The following is a 21,828-nucleotide window of genomic DNA, read 5'->3' as shown; positions in this document are numbered from 1 at the left end:
GCTACTGCCCGCGGCCCCGGATCGCGCCGACGATCGCGACGGTCGCGAAGTAGACGATGAGGGCCAGCACGCCGAACGAGGCGAGCGCCCCGCTGGCCTCGGCCCAGGGCCGACGCTCGTCCGTCATGGTGCCGGGCATGACGATGTCGAGGGCGAACATGCCCACCGCCAGGGCGAAGCAGACCAGGCTCAGCACGAGCAGCGCCCGGACCGCCTTGCCCACGGGGTCGTAGTAGCGCGGGTTCGACATCGTGCCTCCGGTTCTCGTGCTCTCGTGTCTATCCCGCCCGGACCGCTGTGGCAAGCCGTGGGGACGCGAAGACCCCCGCCCCTCCCCCTCCGCGGGCGCCGCTCGCGACGACGGGCGGTGCCGTCGTCACGAGCGGCGTCTCGCGGGAGGAGGAGGGACGGGGGTCGGAGCGGGACCGGCTACGCGGCCAGCGGGAGGGCGACGGCCGAGGTCACCAGCAGCTCGCCGGCGACGGCGTCGACGCGGACCGCGCCTCCGTCGGAGACCTCGCCGCTGACGAACAGGTCGGCGATCCGGTCGTCGATGGAGCGCTGGACGAGCCGGCGCAGGGGCCGGGCGCCGTACTGCGGCTCGTAGCCGTTCTCGGCGAGCCAGTCGACGGCCGCCTCCGTCACCTCGAGCGTCACCTCGCGGGGAGCGAGGCGGGAGCGCGTGGTGTCGAGGACGATGCCGACGATCTCCCGCAGCTGCTCGCGGCCGAGGCGGCGGAACAGGACGATCTCGTCGATCCGGTTGAGGAACTCGGGGCGCATCGCCTCGCGGAGACGGCCCATGACGCGATCGCGCAGGTCCTTCTCCGAGGCGAAGCCCTCGGCCGACGCGTCGCTCTGAGCGACGAAGCCGAGCGCACCCGACCGCGAGGCCAGGAACTCCGAGCCGAGGTTCGAGGTCATGATGATCACCGTGTTGCGGAAGTCGACCGTCCGCCCCTGGCCGTCGGTCAGACGCCCGTCGTCGAGCACCTGCAGCAGCAGGTTGAACACGTCGGGGTGCGCCTTCTCGATCTCGTCGAAGAGGACCACCGAGTACGGGTTCCGGCGCACGCGCTCGGTCAGCTGACCGGCCTCGTCGTAGCCGACGTACCCGGGAGGGGCGCCGACCAGCCGCGAGACCGTGTGACGCTCGCCGAACTCGCTCATGTCGAAGCGGATGACCGACTGCTCATCGGCGAAGAGGGAGCCCGCGAGGGTGCGCGCCAGCTCCGTCTTGCCGACACCGGTCGGGCCGAGGAAGAGGAACGAGCCGACCGGGCGCGAGGAGTCGCCGAGGCCTGTGCGGCTGCGGCGGACGGCCCGGGCGACCGCGGTGACCGCGTCGTCCTGGCCGATGACCCGCTGGTGCAGCTCGGTCTCGAGGTGCGCGAGGCGCTCGCGCTCCCCCTCCGTGAGCCGCGACACCGGGATGCCGGTGGCGCGGGCGATGACGGCCGCGATCTCGGTCTCGCCGACGACCGCCTCCGCGGGGGCGCTGCCGGTGGCCGCGTCGAGCTCCGCCTGCACGGCGCTGATCTCGTCGCGGACGCGGGACGCCTCCTCGTAGTGCTCGGCCGAGACGGCCGCGTTCTTGTCGGCCTCCAGGGTCGCCAGACGCTCGAGCAGAGCTCCGGTGTCGACGCCGGCTCCGAGGCGGAGGCGGAGGCGCGCGCCGGCCTGGTCGATCAGGTCGATCGCCTTGTCGGGCAGCACGCGGTCGGTGAGGTACCGGGCCGAGAGCTCGACGGAGGCGCGCAGGGCCTCGTCCGTGAAGCGCACGCGGTGGTGCTCCTCGTAGGCGGGGCGCAGGCCGTGCAGGATGGCGACCGCGTCCTCGATGCCGGGCTCGCCGACGCGGACCGGCTGGAAGCGCCGCTCCAGTGCCGGGTCCTTCTCGATGGTGCGGTACTCCTTGAGCGTGGTGGCGCCGACGAGGTGCAGCTCGCCTCGGGCCAGACGCGGCTTGAGGATGTTGCCCGCGTCCATGCCGCCCTCGCCGCCGCCGCCCGCACCGACGACGGTGTGGACCTCGTCGATGAAGACGATCAGCTCGCCGGAGTGCGCCGCGATCTCGTCCATGGTGCCGGTGAGGCGCTCCTCGAAGTCGCCGCGGTAGCGGGTGCCGGCCAGCATGCCGGGGAGGTCGAGCGAGATCACGCGCTTGCCGCGCAGCTGCTCGGGGACCTCCTCCGCCACGATCGCGCGGGCCAGGCCCTCGACGATGGCGGTCTTGCCGACGCCGGCCTCGCCGACGAGCACCGGGTTGTTCTTGGTGCGGCGGCTGAGGATCTCGACGGTCTGCTCGATCTCGTCGGCGCGCCCGATGACCGGGTCGAGCCGGCCCTCGCGGGCGAGAGCGGTGAGGTCGGTGCCGAACTTGTCGAGCAGCGGAGTGTCGGAGGCGGGCTGTCCCGCCTCCTGCTGCTGCGGGGCCTCGGTCTCGCGCATGCCCTGGGTGAGGGCCTCGGCGGTGACGCCGGCGCGGGCGAGGACCTGCCCGGCGGGGGCGTCCTGGCCGAGCACGAGCGCGAAGAAGAGGTGCTCGGGCTCGATGTAGGTCGAACCGCTGGAGCGGGCGACCTGGTAGGCGTGGAACAGCGCGCGCTGCGCGCTGGGGGTGATGGTGGCCGCGTTCTGCGAGGCGTGGGCCTCGTCGGCCTGCGGGAGGCGCGCCTCCGCGGCGGTGGCGATGGCGGCGGGGTCGACGCCGATGCGGCGCACGGCCTGCGAGACGGTCTCGTCGTCGATGAGCACGCGGAGCACGTGCAGGGCGTCGAGCTCGGTCTGGCCGCGCTCGAGGGCGAAGCGTCCTGCGGACTGCAGGATGTCGCGGGTACGGGCGGTGAGGAATCGGCTGAGGTCGATCGACCGCGCCGCGCGGGCGCGCTCACCGTCGAGGTAGCGGGCGAGGAAGTCGTCGAACGAGCTCGCTCCGGCCTCGCTGTAGTTGTCGGGCACCTGTCCTCCTGAGGAAGTTGAGTCGGTTACGCTCAAGTTCAACGCAGGGGTGCCGTTCCTATTCCCGCCCCTCCCCAGCGAGATGCCGCTTCGGTCCACGGCACACCGCGGCGGGCGTTCCGACCGGCGTCCCGCGGGGACGGGAAGAGGCACGGACTCCGGGGAGTCCGTGCCTCTCTGCGCCGACGCGCATTTCCTCCGGGGTGGGAGCTCTAGGGGACGAGGTAGCCCGCCGCGCGGAACAGCTCGTACCACTCCGGCCGCGTGAGCGGCAGATCGGAGCCGAGGGCCGCATCGCGCACGCGCTGCTCGTTGGTCGTGCCGAGCACGACCTGCATGCCCGCCGGGTGGCGGGTGATCCAGGCGGTGGCCACGGCGATCGCCGGGACCTCGTACGTCGCTGCGAGCCGGTCGATGACGGCGTTCAGCTCGGGGTAGGCCGGGTTGTCGAGGAAGACGCCGGTGAAGAACCCCGCCTGGAAGGGCGACCAGGCCTGCACGGTGATGTCGTTCAGTCGGCAGTAGTCGAGGATGCCGGCGTCGCGCATGACGGACTGGTCCTCGCCGACCATGTTGGAGGCGACACCCTGCGCGATCAGCGGCGCATGAGTGATCGAGAGCTGCAGCTGGTTCGCCACGATCGGCTGGTTCAGCGACTTCTTCAGCAGCTCGATCTGGTACGGCGTCTGGTTCGAGACGCCGAAGTGCTTCACCTTGCCGGACGCGTGCAGCTCGTCGAACGCGCGGGCCACCTCGTCGGGCTCGACGAGCGCGTCGGGCCGGTGCAGGAGCAGCACGTCGACGTAGTCGGTGCGCAGCGCCTTCAGCGAGCCCTCGACCGAGGCGATCAGATGCTCGTACGAGAAGTCGAAGTAGGGGCCGTCCGGGACGATGCCCGCCTTGGTCTGCAGGACGACCTGCTCGCGCTCCGACGGGGTGAGCGCCATCGCCTCGGCGAAGCGCTCCTCGCAGCGGTGCAGCTCGCCGCCGTACACGTCGGCGTGGTCGAAGAAGTCGATGCCGGAGTCACGGGCGGCGCCGACGAGGCCGCGGATCGCCTCGTCGCTCATCTCGGGGATGCGCATGAGGCCGAGGACGACGTTCGGGGAGTCGACACCGGAGGTGCCGAGGGGGACGTGCTTCACAGGGAGTGCTCCTTCGTTGGATACCTCGTCCACGGTAGGCGCCCCGCCTGGGCGCCGTCCAACAGGGGATGCTGGTGCGATTCATCCGGCGGAGTGGTGAATCGGCGGAGTGCGTTCACGATGCAGGACGAACGTGGTGCCACGACCCCGATTCCGCGGCGGGGAGGGAGTCCTTCGTCGTTCGTCCCGAGTTCTGAACGGCTTGTCCGCGCACCCCGACGGTGGAAGGCTGCGGCCATGACGATCGAGGTGCGCGCGGCCACCGTCTTCGACGACCTGGCGACGATGGTCGGCCCGAAGCGCCCCGACGCGAGCGTGTGCTGGTGCCTGAGCTAGCGGCTCCGCTCCTCCGTCGAGAACCGGGCTCTCGCCGGTCCCGCTCGCGGTGCCCGGGTGCGGGAGCTCGTCGCGGAGGACCCTCCGCCCGGCGTCCTCGCGTACGACGGCGAGGAGGTGGTCGGCTGGGCGGCGGTGCACCCCCGGGCCGACACGAGCTACTCGACGAACCGGCGCATCCCGCACGTGGACGCCCTCGACGTGTGGAGCGTGTGGTGCCTGCGCGTGCGGCCCGGCTTCCGCGGGCGCGGGATCTCGCATCCGCTGCTCGAGGGCGCCGTCGAGTTCGCCCGAGCCCACGGGGCACCGGCGATCGAGGGCTACCCGGTCGACAACGCCGGTGCGGAGGTCGACCGGACGATGGCGTACGTCGGCACGCGCTCGCTGTTCGAGCGCGCCGGCTTCGAGAAGGCCGCGGACACGACCTCGGTGCTCGACGGCTTCCCCCGGGTGCTGATGCGCCTGGCCCTCTGAGGCGCGCACGACGGCCGCTCCGGCCCCGCTCCGCGAGACACCGACGTGCCGCGCGAGGCGCCGCCGACAGGACGGCGCCTCGGCGACAGGGCGGCGCCTCGCCGGGTGCGGTGACCCGGCGCCCGCCCGCCGCCCGGAGACGAGGAACGGCCCCTCACCCGCGAGGGGAGGGGCCGTTCGCCGTGGAGGCCGGGACGTGGTGTCGACGCCTAGAAGTCCCAGTCCTCGTCCTCGGTGTTCACGGCCTTGCCGATCACGTAGGAGGAGCCGGAGCCCGAGAAGAAGTCGTGGTTCTCGTCCGCGTTGGGCGAGAGGGCCGACAGGATCGCGGGGTTCACATCGGTGACCTGCTTGGGGAACATCGGCTCGTAGCCGAGGTTCATCAGCGCCTTGTTGGCGTTGTAGTGCAGGAACTTCTTGACGTCCTCGGTCAGGCCGAGCTGGTCGTAGAGGTCCTGCGTGTACTGCGCCTCGTTGTCGTAGAGCTCGTAGAGCAGCGAGAACGTGTAGTCCTTGATCTCGTCGCGCTTGGCCTGGTCGACCCGCTCGAGTCCCTTCTGGAACTTGTAGCCGATGTAGTAGCCGTGCACGGCCTCGTCGCGGATGATCAGGCGCACGAGGTCGGCCGTGTTGGTGAGCTTGGCGCGCGAGGACCAGTACATCGGCAGGTAGAAGCCCGAGTAGAAGAGGAACGACTCCAGCAGCGTGGAGGCGACCTTCCGCTTCAGCGGGTCGTCGCCGCGGTAGTAGTCCATCACGATGGACGCCTTCTTCTGCAGGTTCGGGTTCTCCATCGACCAGCGGAAGGCCTCGTCGATGTCCTGGGTGTTCGACAGCGTCGAGAACACCGAGGAGTACGACTTGGCGTGGACCGACTCCATGAACGCGATGTTCGTGTAGACGGCCTCCTCGTGAGGCGTGATCGCGTCCGGGATGAGCGAGACGGCGCCGACGGTGCCCTGCACGGTGTCGAGCAGGGTGAGCCCGGTGAACACGCGCATGGTGAGCTGCTGCTCCTGGTGCGTGAGCGTGTTCCACGACTGGATGTCGTTCGACAGCGGGACCTTCTCAGGCAGCCAGAAGTTGCTCGTGAGGCGGTTCCACACCTCGACGTCCTTGTCGTCCTGGATCCGGTTCCAGTTGATCGCCTGGACGGAGTCGACGAGCTTGAGCTTCTCGGGGGGAGTCATGATTCCTTCTCGCTGCTGCGGATGGGTCGTGCGGAGGGGGGTGGGGCTGCGTGCTCTAGAGCATGCACGAGACGCACTGGTCGAGCTCGGTGCCCTCGAGCGCCAGCTGACGGATGCGGATGTAGTAGATCGTCTTGATGCCCTTGCGCCAGGCGTAGATCTGGGCGCGGTTGACGTCGCGGGTGGTCGCCGTGTCCTTGAAGAAGAGCGTGAGCGAGAGGCCCTGGTCGACGTGCTGCGTGGCCGCGGCGTAGGTGTCGATGATCTTCTCGTAGCCGATCTCGTACGCGTCCTGGTAGTACTCCAGGTTGTCGTTCGTCATGAACGGCGCCGGGTAGTAGACGCGGCCGAGCTTGCCCTCCTTGCGGATCTCGATCTTCGACGCGATCGGGTGGATCGAGGACGTCGAGTTGTTGATGTACGAGATCGAGCCGGTCGGCGGGACGGCCTGCAGGTTCTGGTTGTAGATGCCGTGCTCCATGACCGAGGCCTTGAGCGCACGCCAGTCGTCCCGGGTGGGGACCGCGATGCCCGAGTCGGCGAAGAGGCGGGAGACGCGCTCGGTGGCCGGCGCCCACTCCTTCTCGGTGTAGGTGTCGAAGAACTCGCCCGAGGCGTACTTCGAGTCGGCGAAGCCCTCGAAGGTGGTGCCGCGCTCGATGGAGAGGTTGTTGGAGGCGCGCAGGGCGTGGAACAGCACCGAGTAGAAGTAGATGTTGGTGAAGTCGATGCCCTCCTCGGATCCGTAGTGGATCCGCTCGCGGGCGAGGTAGCCGTGCAGGTTCATCTGGCCGAGGCCGATGGCGTGCGACTTGTCGTTGCCGTCCTCGATCGAGCGGACCGAGGTGATGTGCGACTGGTCGGACACCGAGGTGAGGCCGCGGATAGCGGTCTCGATGGTGCGGCCGAAGTCGGGCGAGTCCATCGTCAGCGCGATGTTCAGCGATCCGAGGTTGCAGGAGATGTCCTTGCCGATCTGCGCGTAGGAGAGGTCCTCGTTGTAGGTCGTCGGAGTGTTGACCTGGAGGATCTCGGAGCAGAGGTTGGACATGTTGATGCGGCCCTTGATCGGGTTCGCCTGGTTCACCGTGTCCTCGAACACGATGTAGGGATAGCCCGACTCGAACTGGATCTCGGCGATGGTCTGGAAGAACTCGCGCGCCGAGATCTTGGTCTTCTTGATGCGCGGGTCGTCGACCATCTCGCGGTACTTCTCCGAGAGGGAGATGTCGCCGAAGGGGATGCCGTAGACGCGCTCGACGTCGTAGGGCGAGAAGAGGTACATGTCCTCGTTGTTCTTCGCGAGCTCGAACGTGATGTCGGGCACGACGACGCCGAGGGAGAGCGTCTTGATGCGGATCTTCTCGTCGGCGTTCTCGCGCTTGGTGTCGAGGAAGCGGAGGATGTCGGGGTGGTGCGCCGAGAGGTACACCGCTCCCGCGCCCTGGCGCGCGCCGAGCTGGTTGGCGTAGCTGAAGCTGTCCTCGAGGAGCTTCATCACGGGGATGATGCCCGAGGACTGGTTCTCGATCTGCTTGATCGGGGCGCCGGCCTCGCGGATGTTCGAGAGCGAGAGGGCGACGCCGCCGCCGCGCTTGGAGAGCTGGAGCGCGGAGTTGATGCCGCGGGCGATCGACTCCATGTTGTCCTCGATGCGCAGCAGGAAGCAGGAGACGAGCTCGCCGCGCTGGGCCTTGCCTGTGTTGAGGAAGGTCGGGGTCGCGGGCTGGAAGCGGCCGGCGACGATCTCCTCGACGAGGGCGGTCGCGAGCGTCTCGTCGCCCTGGGCGAGGCCGAGGGCGGTCATCACGACGCGGTCCTCGAAGCGCTCGAGGTAGCGCTTCCCGTCGAACGTCTTGAGCGTGTACGAGGTGTAGTACTTGAACGCGCCGAGGAAGGTCGCGAAGCGGAACTTCTTCGAGTACGCCAGGTCGTTGAGCTGCTGGATGAACTCGAACGAGTAGTGGTCGAGCACGGCCTGCTCGTAGTACTCCTTCTCGACCAGGTAGTCGAGGCGCTCCTTGAGCGTGTGGAAGAACACCGTGTTCTGGTTGACGTGCTGCAGGAAGAACTCGCGAGCGGCCTCGCGGTCCTTGTCGAACTGGATCTCTCCGTTCGGGCCGTAGAGGTTCAGCATCGCGTTGAGCGAGTGGTAGTCCATCTGTGCGGCGTCGCGGGGAGCGTCGATCACTGCTGCGTCCAAAACGTGTCCAATCCTTCGTCGACGGCGCGGACGTCGTCGGGTGTTCCGAATACTTCGAATCGATAGAGGTGCGGCACCTCGCACTTGCGGGCGATGATGTCGCCGGCGAGGCAGTACGCCTCGCCGAAGTTCGTGTTGCCGGCGCCGATGACGCCGCGGATCAGGGAGCGGTTGCACGGATCGTTGAGGAACCGGATGACCTGCTTGGGGACCGCTCCTCCGCCGTTGCCGCCGCCGTAGGTGGGGAGGACGAGCACGTACGGCTCGTGGACGTGGAGCGTGTCGAGGGCGGCTCCGTCGCGGCGGGCGTGGAGCGGGATGCGCTGCGCCGGCCGTCCGAGCTTCTCGATGAACCGGTGCGTGTTCCCCGAGCTGCTGGAGAAGTACACGAGCCCGCTCATCCTTGGGCCCCTCTCCCCGTCAGCTGCTGTTCTCGGTCCCGCCTCCGAGGCGGCTGCGCGGTGAGCCGCAAGGCGGAGGAGGAAGCCGCAGCGGCGCTACGGCGCCCGCCGACGACGCCGCGGATCGCCGCCCGTGCGCCTCAGAGGGTCGCGATCTTGTCGGGGCGGAAGCCGGACCAGTGGTCGTCGTCCGTGATGACGACCGGCGCCTGGAGGTAGCCGAGGGCCTTGACGGCCTCGAGGGCCTTCTCGTCCACGGAGAGGTCGAACACCTCGTAGTCGATGCCCTTGCTGTCGAGGGCGCGGTACGTCGCGGTGCACTGGACGCAGGAGGGCTTGGTGTAGACCGTCACAGCCATGGGTGTCGCCTTTCGGAGGGGGTGTCCCGGTGCCGCTCCCCGACCGGCGGCTCGCGATGCGGGCGGGGTCGGAGGGTGGTCCGGGTGAGTTCTGGGTGCCGGTGGGGCTCTCGCTCCGACCTGCTCAGCAATACTACATATAGGGGGCGGGCCGGTGTCAGCCCACTAGACGTAGTAGTTACAGCCGTGTAGTTATCCACCGGTTCCTCCCCCGTTCATCCACAGGCCGGAGCCCGTGGAACCGCGGAAGGACGCGGATCCGGACGAACCATCCACAGGTGTGGACAGAAGGATCCCGTTCACTGTGTACAACGCGCCACGGCGTGTCGGCATGCCCGACCGGTGGGGTCCGCGCGGCGGCTCGACCACAAGATGTGGTGGTCGGATCGCATCGCGGGGCATGCCCGGACGGTACGCCCGACCACCGACACCGCGAACGGTCAGAGGAGCTGCGCGGCCCACTCCCGGGCGACGGCGCGCAGGTGCGGGAGCGGGTCCGCGAGGGCCGCGGACGAGGAGCCCGCCGCCTCCGTCAGCGACACCGCCGCGGTGAAGCCGGGAGTCGGCGCCGCGATCGCCCCGGCGACGAGGAGCGTCCGCGCCCCGGCCGCCTCGGCGAGCGCGAGGACGTGCACCGGGACCTTGCCGGCGGCGGACTGCGCGTCGAAGCGCCCCTCCCCCGTGATGACGACGTCCGCGCCCGCGAGGAGCGCCGGGAGCCCGATCGCCCGTCCGACGGCGTCGGCGCCGGAGGTCGGGCGCGCGCCCCAGGCGAGCAGCCCGAAGCCCGTCCCGCCCGCCGCCCCGGAGCCCGGCGCATCGGGATCCGCGTCCAGGTGCGCGGCGAGACGGCGGAGGCCGCTCTCGAGGAGGAGGACGTCCTCGGGGCCGGCCCCCTTCTGCGGTCCGAAGACGCTCGCCGCCCCGGAGTCGCCGAGCAGCGGGGTCGCGACGTCGCTGAGCACGACAGCGCCTCCGGGCGGCAGAGGACGCAGCCCGCGGAGGTCGGCGGCGGCGAGCGCGGGCAGCGCACCGCCTCCCTCGCCGAGGTCGCGGCCGGAGGCGGTGGAGAAGCGCGCGCCGAGCTCGCGGAGCGCTCCGACTCCGCCGTCGGTCGAGGCGCTGCCGCCGATCGCCAGCAGCAGGGCGTCCGCCCCCGCGTCGAGGGCGGCGGCGATCGCGCGGCCGAAGCCGCGCGTGTGCGCGGTGAGCGGTCGGAGCGGGTCGAGCAGCGTGATGCCGCTCGTGGAGGCGAGCTCGACGACGGCTGTCCCGTCGGGGAGCAGCAGCCACCAGGCGCGGACCGGCCGGTCGTCCGGGCCGGGCACGACGACCGGCCGCCGAAGCGACCCCGGGACCGCGAGTGCGAAGGCCTCGACCGTGCCCTCTCCCCCGTCGGCCATCGGCGCGAGGACGATCTCGTCTCCCGCGCGCGCAGCGCTCCAGCCCTCGGCGATCGCCCGTGCGACCTCGACCGCGCTCGCCGACCCCTTGAAGGAGTCGGGCGCGACGACGACCCTCAGCCTGCCCACGCGCTCAGTGTGGCACCGCGCCGCCGCTCAGAGCGGGGTCGCGAGCCGGTAGCCGCGCTTGATCACCGTCGCCACGAGCCGCGGTTCGGGGAGGGCCTGACGGAGGCGGCTGACGGCGACGTCGACCGCGTGGTCGTCGAGAGCCTCCGGCGCGGAGGCCGCGAGGACGTGACGCGCGACGGTCGCGCCCTCGGCGGCGACGAGAGTCCGGAACAGCGCGAGCGCGACCGGGGTCAGCGCCACCCGGGTCCCGGCCAGGACCGCGTGCCGGCCTCGGAGCTCGAGAGTGCCGAAGGCCGTCTCGATGCGGGGCGACGCCTGCTCGAGGTGCTCGCAGGTCAGGCGGATGAGCGCGCCCATCCGGAACCGGTCCGGCACGACCGGGAGGATCCCCGCCTCGACCAGGGGTGCTGCGGTCACCGGGCCGACGGCGGCGGCGACCACCGTCTCGCGGAAGGCCGCCTGGAGGTCGTCGAGGCGGCCCGCGGCCTCCGCGACCGTGAAGAGCGCCTCCACCGCCGGCGCGCTGGTGAAGGTGACGGCGTCGATGCCCCCTCCGCAGACCGCGTCGATCAGCCGCAGCACCCGGGCGGAGTCCTCGTGCACGCTCCAGCGGTAGGGCGCGGCCGTGAGCACCCGGGCGCCGGCGTCGCGGAGACGCTGCAGCTGAGCCGGGTCGGTGAATCCGTGCAGCTGCACCGCGATCGTGCGGCCGGCGACGCCCTCGCGCAGAGCCAGGTCGACGAGGGAGGTGGTCGTCTCGCGCTCGCTCATCCCGTGGTCGTCGAGACCCGCCGCACGGATCGCTCCGCGCGCCTTGGGTCCGCGGACGAGGATCCGCGCGGAGGACAGCGCGTCGGCCAGCTCGATCCCCGCGGCGTCCGCGGCCTCGAGCCAGCGCCGCAGGCCGTAGGAGGTGGTGGCGAGGAGCACGTCGGGACGGGCGGCGACGATGGCGCGGGTCTCCTCCTCGAGCGCGCCCTCGGTGTCGACGCCGCGCATTCGGATGGTGGGGGCGTGCGTGACGGCGGCACCGCGGCGCTCGAACGCGGCGATCAGGTCCTCGGAGCGGCGGTCGGAGGTGACCCCGATGCGGAAGCCGTCCAGCTGGTCGGGTCGGAACCCCACGGCGGCGTCGGGATCGGTGCCGGTCATGCTCGGCCCCCTCGGGGTCTCACGCGGTCAGTGCATCGACCGCTCGGGCGATGCTCTCGGGGTCCCCCGCATCATGGCACGCGGCCTGCCGGACCACCTCGCCGATGACGATCACGGCGGGCGAGCGCGGTGCCAGCTCGGCGAGCAGGCCGAGCACTCCGCCGACCGACGAGACAGTCGTGCGCTGGTCGCGCGACCAGCCCCGCTCGACGATCGCGAGGGGCGTGTCGGCGCGCATCCCGGCGCGCTGCAGCCCGGCGACGAGGTGCGGGAGGGTGTTCACGCCCATCAGCACCACGATCGTCCCGCCCAGCCCGGCCAGATGGCCGAGCTCCTGCTCGCTGAACGGCGCATGGCCCGAGACCACGGTGAAGGCCCTGCTGACCTCGCGGTGGGTGACCGGGATCCCGGCGGCGGCGGGCACCGAGATCGCGCTGGTCACTCCGGGGACGACCGTGGAGCCGACGCCGGCGAGCCGGCACGCGCGCACCTCCTCCGACCCGCGGCCGAACACGAACGGATCGCCGCCCTTCAGGCGCACGACGTCCAGACCCGCGAGGGCCCGCTCGATCATCAGCCGCTCGATCTCGTGCTGCGGCACCGCATGATGACCCGGCGTCTTGCCGACGTCGATCAGCTCGGCGCCGGGCGCCCACTCGGCCAGGCCCTCGTGCGGACCGAGCCGGTCGTAGAGCACCACGTCCGCGTCGCGGAGGGCGCGGCGGGCGGCGAGGGTCATCAGATCCGGATCGCCGGGGCCGCCGCCGACGATGCTGACGTGCCCGACCGGCCGGGTCGGCGCGGGGGCCTCGTCGACGATCCAGGGGCAGAGCTCGGCCGCCGCTGCTCGGAGCGGCGCCGGCCCCTCCACCCACACGATCAGGGCCGGGGGCGCCGGGGTGAGCGCGTCCTCCGCCTCGTGCCGCTCGACGAGTGCGCCGGCGGCTCGGTAGCGGGCGAGCACGCGGCGGGTCCCGGAGGCTGTGCCGATCACGAGCACACGGCGTCCGGCGAGGTCGAGGTCGAGGGAGAGCTGCATCACGAGTCCGATCCGATCCCGGCCGGACCGACGGGGATCCTCGGCCCCGCGACCAGCACGGGTCCGTCCGGTCTCTCGTCCCGGCCGGCGGGCCGGACCTGCCCGCGCTCGCGCACGGTCGCGACACGCGGATCCGCGGTGTCCGGGGCGTTCACGAAGGAGCGGAAGCGGCGGAGCCGGTCGGGATCGGCGAGGGTCGCCGCCCACTCGTCGACGTAGGTGTCGACGTGCGTGGCCATGGCGGCCTCCAGCTCGGCGGCGATGCCGAGCGAGTCCTCGCAGACCACCTCGCGCACGTGCTCGAGTCCGCCGGGGAGCTCCTCCTGCCAGCGGGCGGTGCGCTGGAGCCGCTCGGCCGTGCGCACGTAGTACATGACGTAGCGGTCGATGTAGCGCACCAGGGTCTCGTCGTCGAGGTCCTGCGCGAGCAGCTGGGCGTGCGCCGGCTGGTAGCCGCCGTTGCCGCCGACGTAGAGGTTCCAGCCGAGGTCGCTCGCGATGACGCCGATGTCCTTCCCCCGCGCCTCGGCGCACTCGCGGGCGCAGCCGCTGACCCCGAGCTTGAACTTGTGCGGCGAGCGGAGACCCCGGTACCGCTCCTCGAGGAAGACCGCCATCCCGACCGCGTCCTGGACTCCGAAGCGGCACCAGGTCGATCCGACGCACGACTTGACCGTGCGCAGCGACTTGCCGTACGCCTGACCCGACTCGAAGCCGGCGTCGACGAGGAGGCGCCAGATCTCGGGCAGCTGCTCGAGGCGGGCGCCGAACATGTCGATCCGCTGCCCGCCGGTGATCTTCGTGTAGAGGCCGTACTGCTCGGCGACCTCGGCGATCACCTTGAGCTTCGCCGGCGTGATCTCGCCCCCGGGGATCCGCGGGACGACGGAGTAGGTGCCGTCCTTCTGCATGTTGGCCAGGGCGCGGTCGTTGGTGTCCTGCAGCGGCGCCTGGCCGCCGTCGAGGATGTAGGCGTTCGTCTGGGTGGCGAGGACGGAGGCGATCACCGGCTTGCACACGTCGCAGCCCAGCCCGGAGCCGAAGCGCTCCATCACCTGCTCGGCCGAGTGCAGCCCGAGGATGCGGACCGACTCGAACAGCTCGCTGCGGCTGAGCGCCACGTGCTCGCAGAGGGCGCGGGAGACCTCGACGCCCGCACGGATCAGCTCCGTGTCGAGCAGCTTCTTCACCAGGGGCACGCACGATCCGCACTGGGTGCCCGCGCGGGTGCAGGCCTTGAGCGGCCCCAGCTCGGTGCACCCCTCGCCGATCGCGTGGCGGACCTCGCCGACCGAGACGTTGTTGCACGAGCAGACCTGGGCGTCGTCCGGAAGGTCGCCCGAGGGCGCCTCCGCCCCCGCCGCCGCGAGGTAGGCGCCGGGCTCGGCCGGCAGCTCGCGCCCCAGCAGCGGGCGGAGGGAGGAGTAGGGGCCCGCGTCGCCGACGAACATCCCGCCGAGCAGCGTGCGCGCATCGTCCGAGACGACGACCTTCTGGTAGAGACCGCGGGCCGGATCGGCGTAGACGACCTCGAGCGCTCCCTCCGTGGTGCCGAGGGCGTCGCCGAAGCTGGCGACCTCCACGCCCGAGAGCTTGAGCTTGGTGGCGTCGTCGACCCCCGGGAAGGTCGCGTCGCCGCCGAGGATCCGGTCGGCGACAACCTCCGCCATCGCGTTGGCGGGTGCGACGAGCCCGACGGTGCGGCCGTCGATCGCGGCGACCTCGCCGATGGCCCAGACTCCCGCTCGGCTGGTGCGGCAGGCCTCGTCGACGACCACGCCTCCGCGCGGTGCGACCTCGATCCCGGCCGCCCGGGCGAGCTCGTCGCGCGCCGTGATCCCGATGGAGAAGACCACGAGATCGCCGCTGATGCTGCTGCCGTCGGTCAGCGCGACGCCGAGCACCGTCCCTGTCGGCGAGGTGAGGATCGCGGTGGGCCGGTTGCCGAGGTGCAGCGCGATCCCCTGCGCCGAGATGATGCGGCCGAGGGCCTGTCCGGCGCCCTCGTCGAGCTGCGCGCTCATCAGCCAGCGGCCGGAGTGGACGAGGGCGGTGCGCGCACCGAGCCGGTGCGCGCCTCCCGCCGCCTCGAGGCCGAGCAGACCGCCGCCGACCACGACCACGATCGCGGGGCGGCCGCGCCGGGCGCGGAACGCGGCGAGCTCGGCGACGAGCCCGTCCACGTCCTCGAGCGTGCGGTAGACGCGGCCGTGCTCGGCGCCCTCGATCGGCGGGACCGTGGCGGAGGAGCCCGTCGCCAGGACGATCTCGTCGCCCTCGAGGGAGCGGCCGTCCGCGAGCTCGACGCGCAGGCGGTCGGGATCGATCGCGACGACACGGGAGGAGGTGATCAGCCGCGCCGACTCCCACAGAGCGCCGTCGCCCAGAGTCAGGTCGTGCTCGCCGTCGAGGCGCTTCGAGAGTGCGACGCGGTCGTAGGGACGGTGCACCTCCTCGCCGAGGACGGTGATCTCCAGCGCCTGGTCGCCGGCCCGGGCGACGAGCGCGTCGACCAGGCGGTGCGCGGCGGGTCCCGCTCCGACGACGAGCACGCGTCGGGGCCGGGCGGCGGGGTTCGCTCCAGGAGTCATGACGTCCACCGTAGGGACGGCCCGTTTCCCCGCCGTTGCCCCGGTGTAACAGCGTGTGACGCGCGCCTCTCGGCGAGCGCCGCAGGCCGTGAGGGCTTCGTTACGCCCGTGACATCGGAGGCGTGCTCGCACGAAACGCGCGATCCCTACCGTTGCCTCATCGCGTCCGACCGGATGCGGTGGCCCACCCGCAGGAAGAAGGCGCAGCGATGACCCTCCTCGATCGGCTCGCCCCCGCGACCGCCACCACCTGGGTGCCGGTCTGCGCCGTCGGCGACCTCGAGCCGCTCTGGGGCGAGGCCGCCCTGGTCGGCGGTGTGCAGCTCGCCCTGTTCCTCCTGCCCGACGGGCGGGTGCGGGCCGTCTCGAACCTCGACCCCGCGACCGGCGCGGCCGTGCTCTCGCGCGGCATCGTCGGCTCGCGTCTGGTCGACGGGGTGCAGCGGCCCACGATCGCCTCCCCCCTGCACAAGGACGTCTTCGACCTCGAGACCGGCGCCTGCTTCACACGAGCGGAGCTGCACCTCGCCACCTGGCAGGTGCGCGAGAGCGACGGCACGATCGAGGTCGCCCAGCGGACCGCTCTGGTCGCCGCGTCCCACGGGACCTCCGACGACGACGGGAGGCATGCCGTCGCCGCGCTGGTCGAGGCGGTCCGCCGGGCCAACCCGGCGCTGGACGTGCTCGACTCCTTCGTCGACGTGCAGCAGCCCGACGTCCCCGCGACCCTGGGCTCTCTCGAGCCGGGCCGGCCGGCGGTGGTCGTGCCGCTGCTGCTCTCGGCCGGCTACCACGTGCACGTCGACCTCGCCGAGGCCGCGGCGGAGGCGGAGCGGCCGGTGCGGGTCTCGGGCGCGCTCGGACCCGATCCCCGCCTGGCGCGCGTGCTCGCCCGCCGGCTCCACGAGGCAGGGCTCGACGACGGCGACCGCGTCGTGCTCGCCGCCGCCGGCTCGAGCGACGCCGGTGCCGTCGCGGACTGCTGGACCACCGGCCGCCTCCTCGCCGCCGAGCTCGGCCGCGAGGTGAGCACCTCGTTCATCTCGGCCGCCGAGCCGCGGGTCGCGGAGGCGGTCGCCGCCGAGCGCGCCGCCCACCCCGGCGCGCGCGTCGTGGTCGCCACCTACCTGCTCGCGCCCGGCTACTTCGCCGGCCTGGCCGCCTCCGCGGGGGCCGACCTCGCCTCCGCTCCCCTCCTCACCGCCGTCGATCCGCCCGCCCGCGAGCTGGTCGACATCGTCTCGGAGCTGTTCGGGCGCAACGCCTGACGCCTCCTCCCCGCACCACCACCGCTCCACCTCCCCGTCCCGAGCGCGCCCTCGCGCGCGCCGCCCACCCTCCGGAGGACCACGATGACTGCTGCACCCCCGACCACCGCCCCCACGACCGCCGCCACTTCCACCGGCATCATCCGACGGCCGGGCCGCTGGATCGACGGCTGGAACCCCGAGGACCCCGCCCAGTGGGAGGCGGAGGGACGCTCCGTCGCCGCTCGCAATCTGAGGTGGTCGATCTTCGCCGAGTTCCTCGGCTTCGTCGTCTGGCAGCTCTGGTCGGTCGTCGTCGTCTCGCTGCCGGCGGCCGGGTTCGCCTTCGACACCGGGCAGATCTTCTGGCTCATCTCGATGCCGAGCCTCGTCGGCGCCACCCTCCGGATCCCGTACACGTTCATGGTCCCCCGCTTCGGCGGCCGCAACTGGACGATCGTGTCGGCGGGCCTCCTGCTGATCCCGAGCGTCGGACTCGGCATCGCGGTCTCGAATCCGGAGACCCCGTTCGGCGTCATGCTCCTGGTGGCCGCGCTCGCCGGCTTCGGCGGCGGCAACTTCGCCAGCTCGATGGCGAACATCACCTTCTTCTACCCGCACGCGCAGAAGGGCTGGGCTCTGGGGCTCAATGCCGCGGGCGGCAACCTGGGCGCCTCCGTCGCGCAGCTCGTCGTGCCGATCGCGATCACCGTCGGCGCCGCGGCCACGCTGAACCTGCCGATCGCCGGCTTCCTCTGGGTCCCCCTGATCGTCGTCGCGATGATCGGCGCCGCCAAGCGCATGGACAACCTCTCGACCGCGAAGTCCGACGTCGCCGCCTCCCTCGCCGCGCTCCGCGAGCCGCACCTCTGGCTGCTGGCCGTGCTCTACATCGGGACCTTCGGGTCCTTCATCGGATTCGCCGGCGTGTTCCCGAAGCTCATCGCCGACACCTTCCCCGAGTTCTCCGGCTTCGCCGTCGGCTCGGCGACGGTCGGCCTCGCGTTCCTCGGCTCCCTGGTGGGCTCGCTGTCCCGCCCCTCCGGCGGCCGTCTGGCCGACCGCTTCGGCGGAGCGCCTGTCACGGTCCTCGCCTTCGTCGCCATGGGCGCCGGGATCCTCGGCGTGATCGCGACACTGCCGCTCGGCAGCTTCTGGCTCTTCCTCGCCTGCTTCCTCGTGCTCTTCTCGGCGGCCGGCATCGGCAACGGCGCGACCTACCGCATGATCCCCACGGTGTTCGCCCTCCGCGCCCGCCAGCGCGGTGACGACGGCATCGGCGCCCAGCGCACGTCCGCCGCGGCGCTCGGCCTGATCTCGGCGATCGGCGCCTACGGCGGCTTCGTGATCCCCCAGCTGCTCGGCTTCTCCAAGACCGAGTTCGGCGACTACACGACGGCGCTGGGCTGGTTCGTCGGCGCCTATGCGGTGATGCTCGCGATCACGGCCGGCGTCTACCTCCGCCTCGCCGCGAAGACGGGGACCCGGATCTGACGATGAGCGCCCCCGCCTCGACCGACTCCCACTGCCCGTACTGCGCCCTGCAGTGCGCGATGACGCTGACACCCGCGGCGGGCCCCGTACCCGTGGCGGTCGAGGGGAGGGAGTTCCCGACGAACCGGGGCGGGCTCTGCGCCAAGGGCTGGACCTCCGCCGAGCTGCTGGCGAGCGGACAGCGCCTGGTCTCCCCGCTGCTGCGCGGCGCCGACGGCGTCCTCGCGGAGGCGTCGTGGGAGGAGGCGCTCGACGCGGTCGCCGGGGCGGTGCGCGGCGTCCGGGAGCGGCACGGCGCCGACGCGGTGGCCGTCTTCGGCGGCGGGGGCCTCACCAACGAGAAGGCCTACCAGCTCGGGAAGTTCGCTCGGATCGCTCTCGGCACCTCCCGGATCGACTACAACGGCCGCTTCTGCATGTCCTCGGCCGCGGCGGCCGGCAACCGCGCCTTCGGCGTCGATCGCGGACTGCCGTTCCCGGTGTCCGATCTCGACGACGCCGACACGATCCTGCTCCTGGGCTCGAACGTCGCCGCGACGATGCCGCCGCTGCTCGCCCACTTCGCCGGTGCCCGCTCGCGGGGCGGCCTGGTGGTCGTCGACCCGCGCCGCTCGGCCACCGCGCGGCTGACGGAGGACGGCGCCGGCACGCATCTGCAGCCCGCCCCGGGGACGGATCTGCCGCTCCTGCTCGGGCTGACCCACCTGGTCTTCGCCGAGGGCCTCGCCGACACCGCCTACCTCGCCGCGCGCACGACCGGCGCCGAGGCGGTGCGCCGCAGCGTCTCGGCGTGGTGGCCGGAGCGCACGTCCGCGGTCACGGGCGTGCCGACCACGCTCCTCCGCTCCCTCGCGCGCCGGCTCGCCGCGGGGCGGTCGTTCGTGCTGACCGGCCGCGGGGTCGAGCAGCACGTCGACGGCACCGACACCGCGACCGCCGCGATCAACCTCGCTCTCGTGCTCGGCCTGGTGGGCCGCGAGGGGTCGGGGTACGGCACGCTCACCGGTCAGGGCAACGGCCAGGGCGGACGCGAGCACGGCCAGAAGGCCGATCAGCTCCCGGGGTACCGCTCCATCCGCGATCCGGAGGCGCGGCGCCACGTCGCCGCCGTCTGGGACGTGACGCCCGAATCGATCCCGGGCCCAGGGCTGCCCGCCACCGCCCTGCTCGCCGAGCTCGGACGCTCCGTGCACTGCCTGCTGGTGCACGGCTCCAACGTGGTCGTCTCGGCCCCGGACGCCGACGCCGTCCGCGCCGGGCTCGAGGCCCTGGACACGCTGGTCGTCTGCGACTTCTTCCTCTCCGAGACCGCCGCGCTGGCCGATGTGGTGCTCCCGGTGCCGCAGTGGGCGGAGGAGGAGGGCACGATGACCTCGCTCGAGGGCCGGGTGCTCCGCCGCCGCCGGGCGATAGACCCGCCGGCAGGAGTGCGCAGCGAGCTCTGGATCATGAGCGAGCTGGCGCGCCGTCTCGACGCCCCCTCGAGCTGGTCGGCGGTCCCCTCGGAGGTGTTCGACGAGCTGGCCCGCGCGTCCGCGGGAGGCGTGGCCGACTACTCCGGCCTCTCGCACGCCCTGCTCGACACCGGGATCGCCGCCCACTGGCCCTACCCCGCGGGCGGCACGGGGACGCCGCGCCTCTTCGCTGAGCGCTTCGGGCACCCCGACGGCCGGGCGCGCCTGGTCGCCGTCATCCCCGCCGTCCCCGTCGTCGTGGACCGCGGCGAGGAGCTGACCCTGGTGACCGGCCGCTACCTCCAGCAGTACCAGTCGGGCACCCAGACCCGGCGGGTCGCGGAGCTCGATGCGGCCCGCCCCGAGGCTCGGCTCGAGATCCACCCGGCGACCGCCTCCCGGCTCGGCGTCCGCGACGGAGCACCTGTGGCGATCGGGAACGCGCGCGGCGTGGTCCGCGCCCGCGCGAGCGTCACCGCGGACATCCGCCACGACACGGTGTTCCTGCCCTTCCACTACGCGGGTGAGCAGTGCGCGAACCTCCTCACCGAGGCCGTCGTGGACCCGGTGTCGTCGATGCCCGAGTTCAAGCGCACGCGGGTCTGGGTCCGCGCGGAAGGGACGGCACATGCCTGAGACACCTCCCGAGCGGATCGTCCTGATCGGCTACGGCCCCGTCGGCTCGCGCTTCGTCGAGGAGCTGCTACCGGCCGTGCGGGCCGGTCTGGTCGCGCTGACGGTCGTCGGCGCCGAGAGCGACGACCCCTACAACCGTGTCCTGCTCGCGGAGTACGCCGTCGGCCGGGCGACCCGCGAGCGCCTCGACCTCGGCGACCGGACGGCGGCGGAGGCGGCGGGCGTCGTCCTGCGCCTGGGAGCGGCCGTCGTGGGGATCGACCGCGCGCGGAACGTCGTGCGGCTGCACGACGGCGAGCGGCTCCCCTACGACCGCCTCGTCCTGGCGACCGGCGCCCGGGCGAACGTGCCGACCCTCGCCGGGATGGAGCGGGCCCGACGTGAGCGGACGGTGCGCGCAGCCGATCCGGAGTCGCTCGACGCGGGCTCCCGGCCCCTCCCGGAGAGGGTGGTGGCGCTGCGAGACCTGGCCGACGCCCGGGTGGTCCGCGAGGCCGTGCGCTCCGGCGCTCGCCTCGTCGTGCTCGGGGCGGGAGTGCTCGGGATCGAGTTCGCCCTCGCCGCCGCCGAGCAGGGCGCGCAGGTGGTGGTCGTCTTCCACGGCGACATCCCGATGGCCCGCAATCTCGACACGGGCGGGGGGCGGATGCTGGCCGCGGCCGCCCGCGCGGCCGGCGTCGAGATGGTGGCGCACGCCCGGTCCGAGAGCGTCCTGCTCGCGCACGACGACCGCGGCCGTGCGCACTTCCAGGCGCTCGTCTGCGCTGACGGCAAGCAGATCGAGGGGGATCTGCTGGTGCTCTCGTGCGGTGTCGGTGCGCGGGTCGAGCTGGCCGCGGGCGCGGAGCTCGCCGTCTCGACCGGGATCCTCGTCGATGAGCAGCTGCGCAGCTGGAGCGACCCGGACGTCTTCGCGATCGGTGACTGCGCGCACGTCGCCCCCCGCGGCTCGGCCCTCCCCGACGGCCGCGTGCCCGGCGGACCGAGCGGACTGATCGGTCCGGGATGGGAGCAGGCGGACCGGCTCGCAGCGCGGATCCGGGCGGAGGCGGAGGGCCGCTGCGGCGAGGAGCGCGTCCCCGACGCCCGACCGGCGGTCGTGATGCTGAAGGCCGAGGGCGTCGACCTCGTGGCAGGAGGCGACGTGGCCCCGGAGCCGTGGGACCCGCACCGCCCGGGCGAGGAGCACCTCGAAGTGACGCTATGGGCTGACCCCGCCCGCGGGGGCTACGCCAAGCTCGTGACCGCGGGAGGAGTGCTGCGCGGGTTCGTCTCGGTGGGTCTGCCCAGGGTCGGCGCCGAGCTCAGCCTCCTCTTCGAGCGGGGCTCGGAGCTGCCGGCGGACCGGTCGAGCCTCCTGCGTCTGGACGCCCCGGATGCGGGCGCCGCGGCGACCGGCGATCCGTTCGCCCCCGATGCCACGGTCTGCTGGTGCAACGGCGTGACGGCGGCGGTGATCACCGATGCGGCTGCGGCGGGACACGGGACGGTCGCCTGCGTCGGGCGGGCGACCCGCGCCGGCACGGGCTGCGGCGGCTGCACCGGGCGCATCGCCGAGCTGCTCGCGCGGACGGCGGTCCCCGCCTGATCGCCGCGAAAACCGGGCCTCGC

The 21,828-nt window shown here is 72.4% G+C and carries 15 protein-coding genes and 1 pseudogene; 5 read left to right on the top strand and 11 right to left on the bottom strand.

What is annotated here, in order from left to right:
• Position 1: 1 nt before the first annotated feature.
• The 3 genes from C5B92_RS12340 to C5B92_RS12330 all read right to left on the bottom strand — a co-directional run bounded on the left by C5B92_RS12340 (position 2) and on the right by C5B92_RS12330 (position 4,106).
• Positions 2 to 250, bottom strand: a complete 249-nt coding sequence (locus tag C5B92_RS12340) for a hypothetical protein (protein ID WP_104224361.1) — start codon at positions 248 to 250, stop codon at positions 2 to 4.
• Positions 251 to 429: 179 nt separating this feature from the next.
• Positions 430 to 2,961, bottom strand: coding sequence for an ATP-dependent Clp protease ATP-binding subunit (locus C5B92_RS12335; protein ID WP_104256343.1), 2,532 nt, complete (start codon positions 2,959 to 2,961; stop codon positions 430 to 432).
• Between the two features lie 212 nt (positions 2,962 to 3,173).
• On the bottom strand, positions 3,174 to 4,106 hold the full coding sequence (locus C5B92_RS12330; RefSeq protein ID WP_258061406.1) for an aldo/keto reductase family oxidoreductase: 933 nt from the start codon (positions 4,104 to 4,106) through the stop codon (positions 3,174 to 3,176).
• A gap of 237 nt (positions 4,107 to 4,343) precedes the next feature.
• Between C5B92_RS12330 and C5B92_RS12325 the strand changes: the two are divergent.
• Positions 4,344 to 4,916: pseudogene (locus C5B92_RS12325) on the top strand (GNAT family N-acetyltransferase).
• 209 nt (positions 4,917 to 5,125) lie between these two features.
• Here the strand turns inward: C5B92_RS12325 and nrdF are convergent.
• The 8 genes from nrdF to nirB form a co-directional block, all read right to left on the bottom strand.
• Positions 5,126 to 6,106, bottom strand: coding sequence for a class 1b ribonucleoside-diphosphate reductase subunit beta (gene nrdF / locus C5B92_RS12320; RefSeq protein ID WP_104224358.1), 981 nt, complete (start codon positions 6,104 to 6,106; stop codon positions 5,126 to 5,128).
• A gap of 55 nt (positions 6,107 to 6,161) precedes the next feature.
• Entirely contained in the window at positions 6,162 to 8,267 is a 2,106-nt protein-coding gene (nrdE, locus tag C5B92_RS12315) for a class 1b ribonucleoside-diphosphate reductase subunit alpha (protein ID WP_104350447.1), read from the bottom strand.
• A gap of 26 nt (positions 8,268 to 8,293) precedes the next feature.
• Positions 8,294 to 8,710: a class Ib ribonucleoside-diphosphate reductase assembly flavoprotein NrdI gene (gene nrdI / locus C5B92_RS12310; RefSeq protein WP_104224357.1), complete on the bottom strand. Its 417-nt coding sequence runs from the start codon at positions 8,708 to 8,710 to the stop codon at positions 8,294 to 8,296.
• A 140-nt stretch (positions 8,711 to 8,850) separates the two neighbouring features.
• On the bottom strand, positions 8,851 to 9,069 hold the full coding sequence (gene nrdH, locus C5B92_RS12305) for a glutaredoxin-like protein NrdH (RefSeq protein WP_068255139.1): 219 nt from the start codon (positions 9,067 to 9,069) through the stop codon (positions 8,851 to 8,853).
• Positions 9,070 to 9,509: 440 nt separating this feature from the next.
• The gene (locus C5B92_RS12300; protein WP_219814352.1) at positions 9,510 to 10,592 is read right to left on the bottom strand and encodes a glycerate kinase; all 1,083 of its coding nucleotides are present in this window, start codon (positions 10,590 to 10,592) and stop codon (positions 9,510 to 9,512) included.
• 36 nt (positions 10,593 to 10,628) lie between these two features.
• A complete protein-coding gene (locus C5B92_RS12295; RefSeq protein WP_104238252.1) occupies positions 10,629 to 11,756 on the bottom strand; it encodes a uroporphyrinogen-III synthase in 1,128 nt (375 codons plus the stop codon).
• Between the two features lie 19 nt (positions 11,757 to 11,775).
• The gene (cobA, locus tag C5B92_RS12290; RefSeq protein ID WP_104350446.1) at positions 11,776 to 12,795 is read right to left on the bottom strand and encodes a uroporphyrinogen-III C-methyltransferase; all 1,020 of its coding nucleotides are present in this window, start codon (positions 12,793 to 12,795) and stop codon (positions 11,776 to 11,778) included.
• A complete protein-coding gene (gene nirB, locus C5B92_RS12285) occupies positions 12,795 to 15,386 on the bottom strand; it encodes a nitrite reductase large subunit NirB (protein WP_104350442.1) in 2,592 nt (863 codons plus the stop codon). The genes cobA and nirB overlap by 1 nt, the downstream gene beginning before the upstream one ends.
• A 209-nt stretch (positions 15,387 to 15,595) precedes the next feature.
• Between nirB and nirD the strand changes: the two genes are divergently transcribed.
• The 4 genes from nirD to C5B92_RS12265 all read left to right on the top strand — a co-directional run bounded on the left by nirD (position 15,596) and on the right by C5B92_RS12265 (position 21,805).
• Positions 15,596 to 16,654 carry a nitrite reductase small subunit NirD gene (nirD, locus tag C5B92_RS12280; protein ID WP_104350441.1) on the top strand — a complete coding sequence of 353 codons (1,059 nt, stop codon included), beginning with the start codon at positions 15,596 to 15,598 and terminating at the stop codon, positions 16,652 to 16,654.
• 84 nt (positions 16,655 to 16,738) lie between these two features.
• Complete coding sequence (locus tag C5B92_RS12275; protein WP_104326350.1) at positions 16,739 to 18,127, top strand: MFS transporter; 1,389 nt, start codon at positions 16,739 to 16,741, stop codon at positions 18,125 to 18,127.
• A gap of 2 nt (positions 18,128 to 18,129) precedes the next feature.
• The gene (locus C5B92_RS12270; protein ID WP_104350440.1) at positions 18,130 to 20,217 is read left to right on the top strand and encodes a molybdopterin oxidoreductase family protein; all 2,088 of its coding nucleotides are present in this window, start codon (positions 18,130 to 18,132) and stop codon (positions 20,215 to 20,217) included.
• The gene (locus tag C5B92_RS12265) at positions 20,210 to 21,805 is read left to right on the top strand and encodes an NAD(P)/FAD-dependent oxidoreductase (RefSeq protein ID WP_104350439.1); all 1,596 of its coding nucleotides are present in this window, start codon (positions 20,210 to 20,212) and stop codon (positions 21,803 to 21,805) included. Before C5B92_RS12270 ends, C5B92_RS12265 begins: the two co-directional genes overlap by 8 nt.
• The last annotated feature ends 23 nt before the right edge of the window (positions 21,806 to 21,828 follow it).

The sequence above is a fragment of the Rathayibacter sp. AY1A4 genome (genome assembly GCF_002930955.1).
GTDB lineage: Bacteria > Actinomycetota > Actinomycetes > Actinomycetales > Microbacteriaceae > Rathayibacter.
Note: the sequence above shows the minus strand (reverse complement) of the source record. Positions and strands in the feature narration are given on the sequence as shown.

Coding starts and splice junctions, on each gene's coding strand:
- C5B92_RS12340 (WP_104224361.1), bottom strand. CDS start 250: ATGTCGAACCCGCGCTACTACGACCCCGTGGGCAAGGCGGTCCGGGCG.
- nrdF (WP_104224358.1), bottom strand. CDS start 6,106: ATGACTCCCCCCGAGAAGCTCAAGCTCGTCGACTCCGTCCAGGCGATC.
- nrdE (WP_104350447.1), bottom strand. CDS start 8,267: ATGGACTACCACTCGCTCAACGCGATGCTGAACCTCTACGGCCCGAAC.
- nrdI (WP_104224357.1), bottom strand. CDS start 8,710: ATGAGCGGGCTCGTGTACTTCTCCAGCAGCTCGGGGAACACGCACCGG.
- nrdH (WP_068255139.1), bottom strand. CDS start 9,069: ATGGCTGTGACGGTCTACACCAAGCCCTCCTGCGTCCAGTGCACCGCG.
- C5B92_RS12295 (WP_104238252.1), bottom strand. CDS start 11,756: ATGACCGGCACCGATCCCGACGCCGCCGTGGGGTTCCGACCCGACCAG.
- cobA (WP_104350446.1), bottom strand. CDS start 12,795: ATGCAGCTCTCCCTCGACCTCGACCTCGCCGGACGCCGTGTGCTCGTG.
- nirB (WP_104350442.1), bottom strand. CDS start 15,386: ATGACTCCTGGAGCGAACCCCGCCGCCCGGCCCCGACGCGTGCTCGTC.
- nirD (WP_104350441.1), top strand. CDS start 15,596: ATGACCCTCCTCGATCGGCTCGCCCCCGCGACCGCCACCACCTGGGTG.
- C5B92_RS12275 (WP_104326350.1), top strand. CDS start 16,739: ATGACTGCTGCACCCCCGACCACCGCCCCCACGACCGCCGCCACTTCC.
- C5B92_RS12270 (WP_104350440.1), top strand. CDS start 18,130: ATGAGCGCCCCCGCCTCGACCGACTCCCACTGCCCGTACTGCGCCCTG.
- C5B92_RS12265 (WP_104350439.1), top strand. CDS start 20,210: ATGCCTGAGACACCTCCCGAGCGGATCGTCCTGATCGGCTACGGCCCC.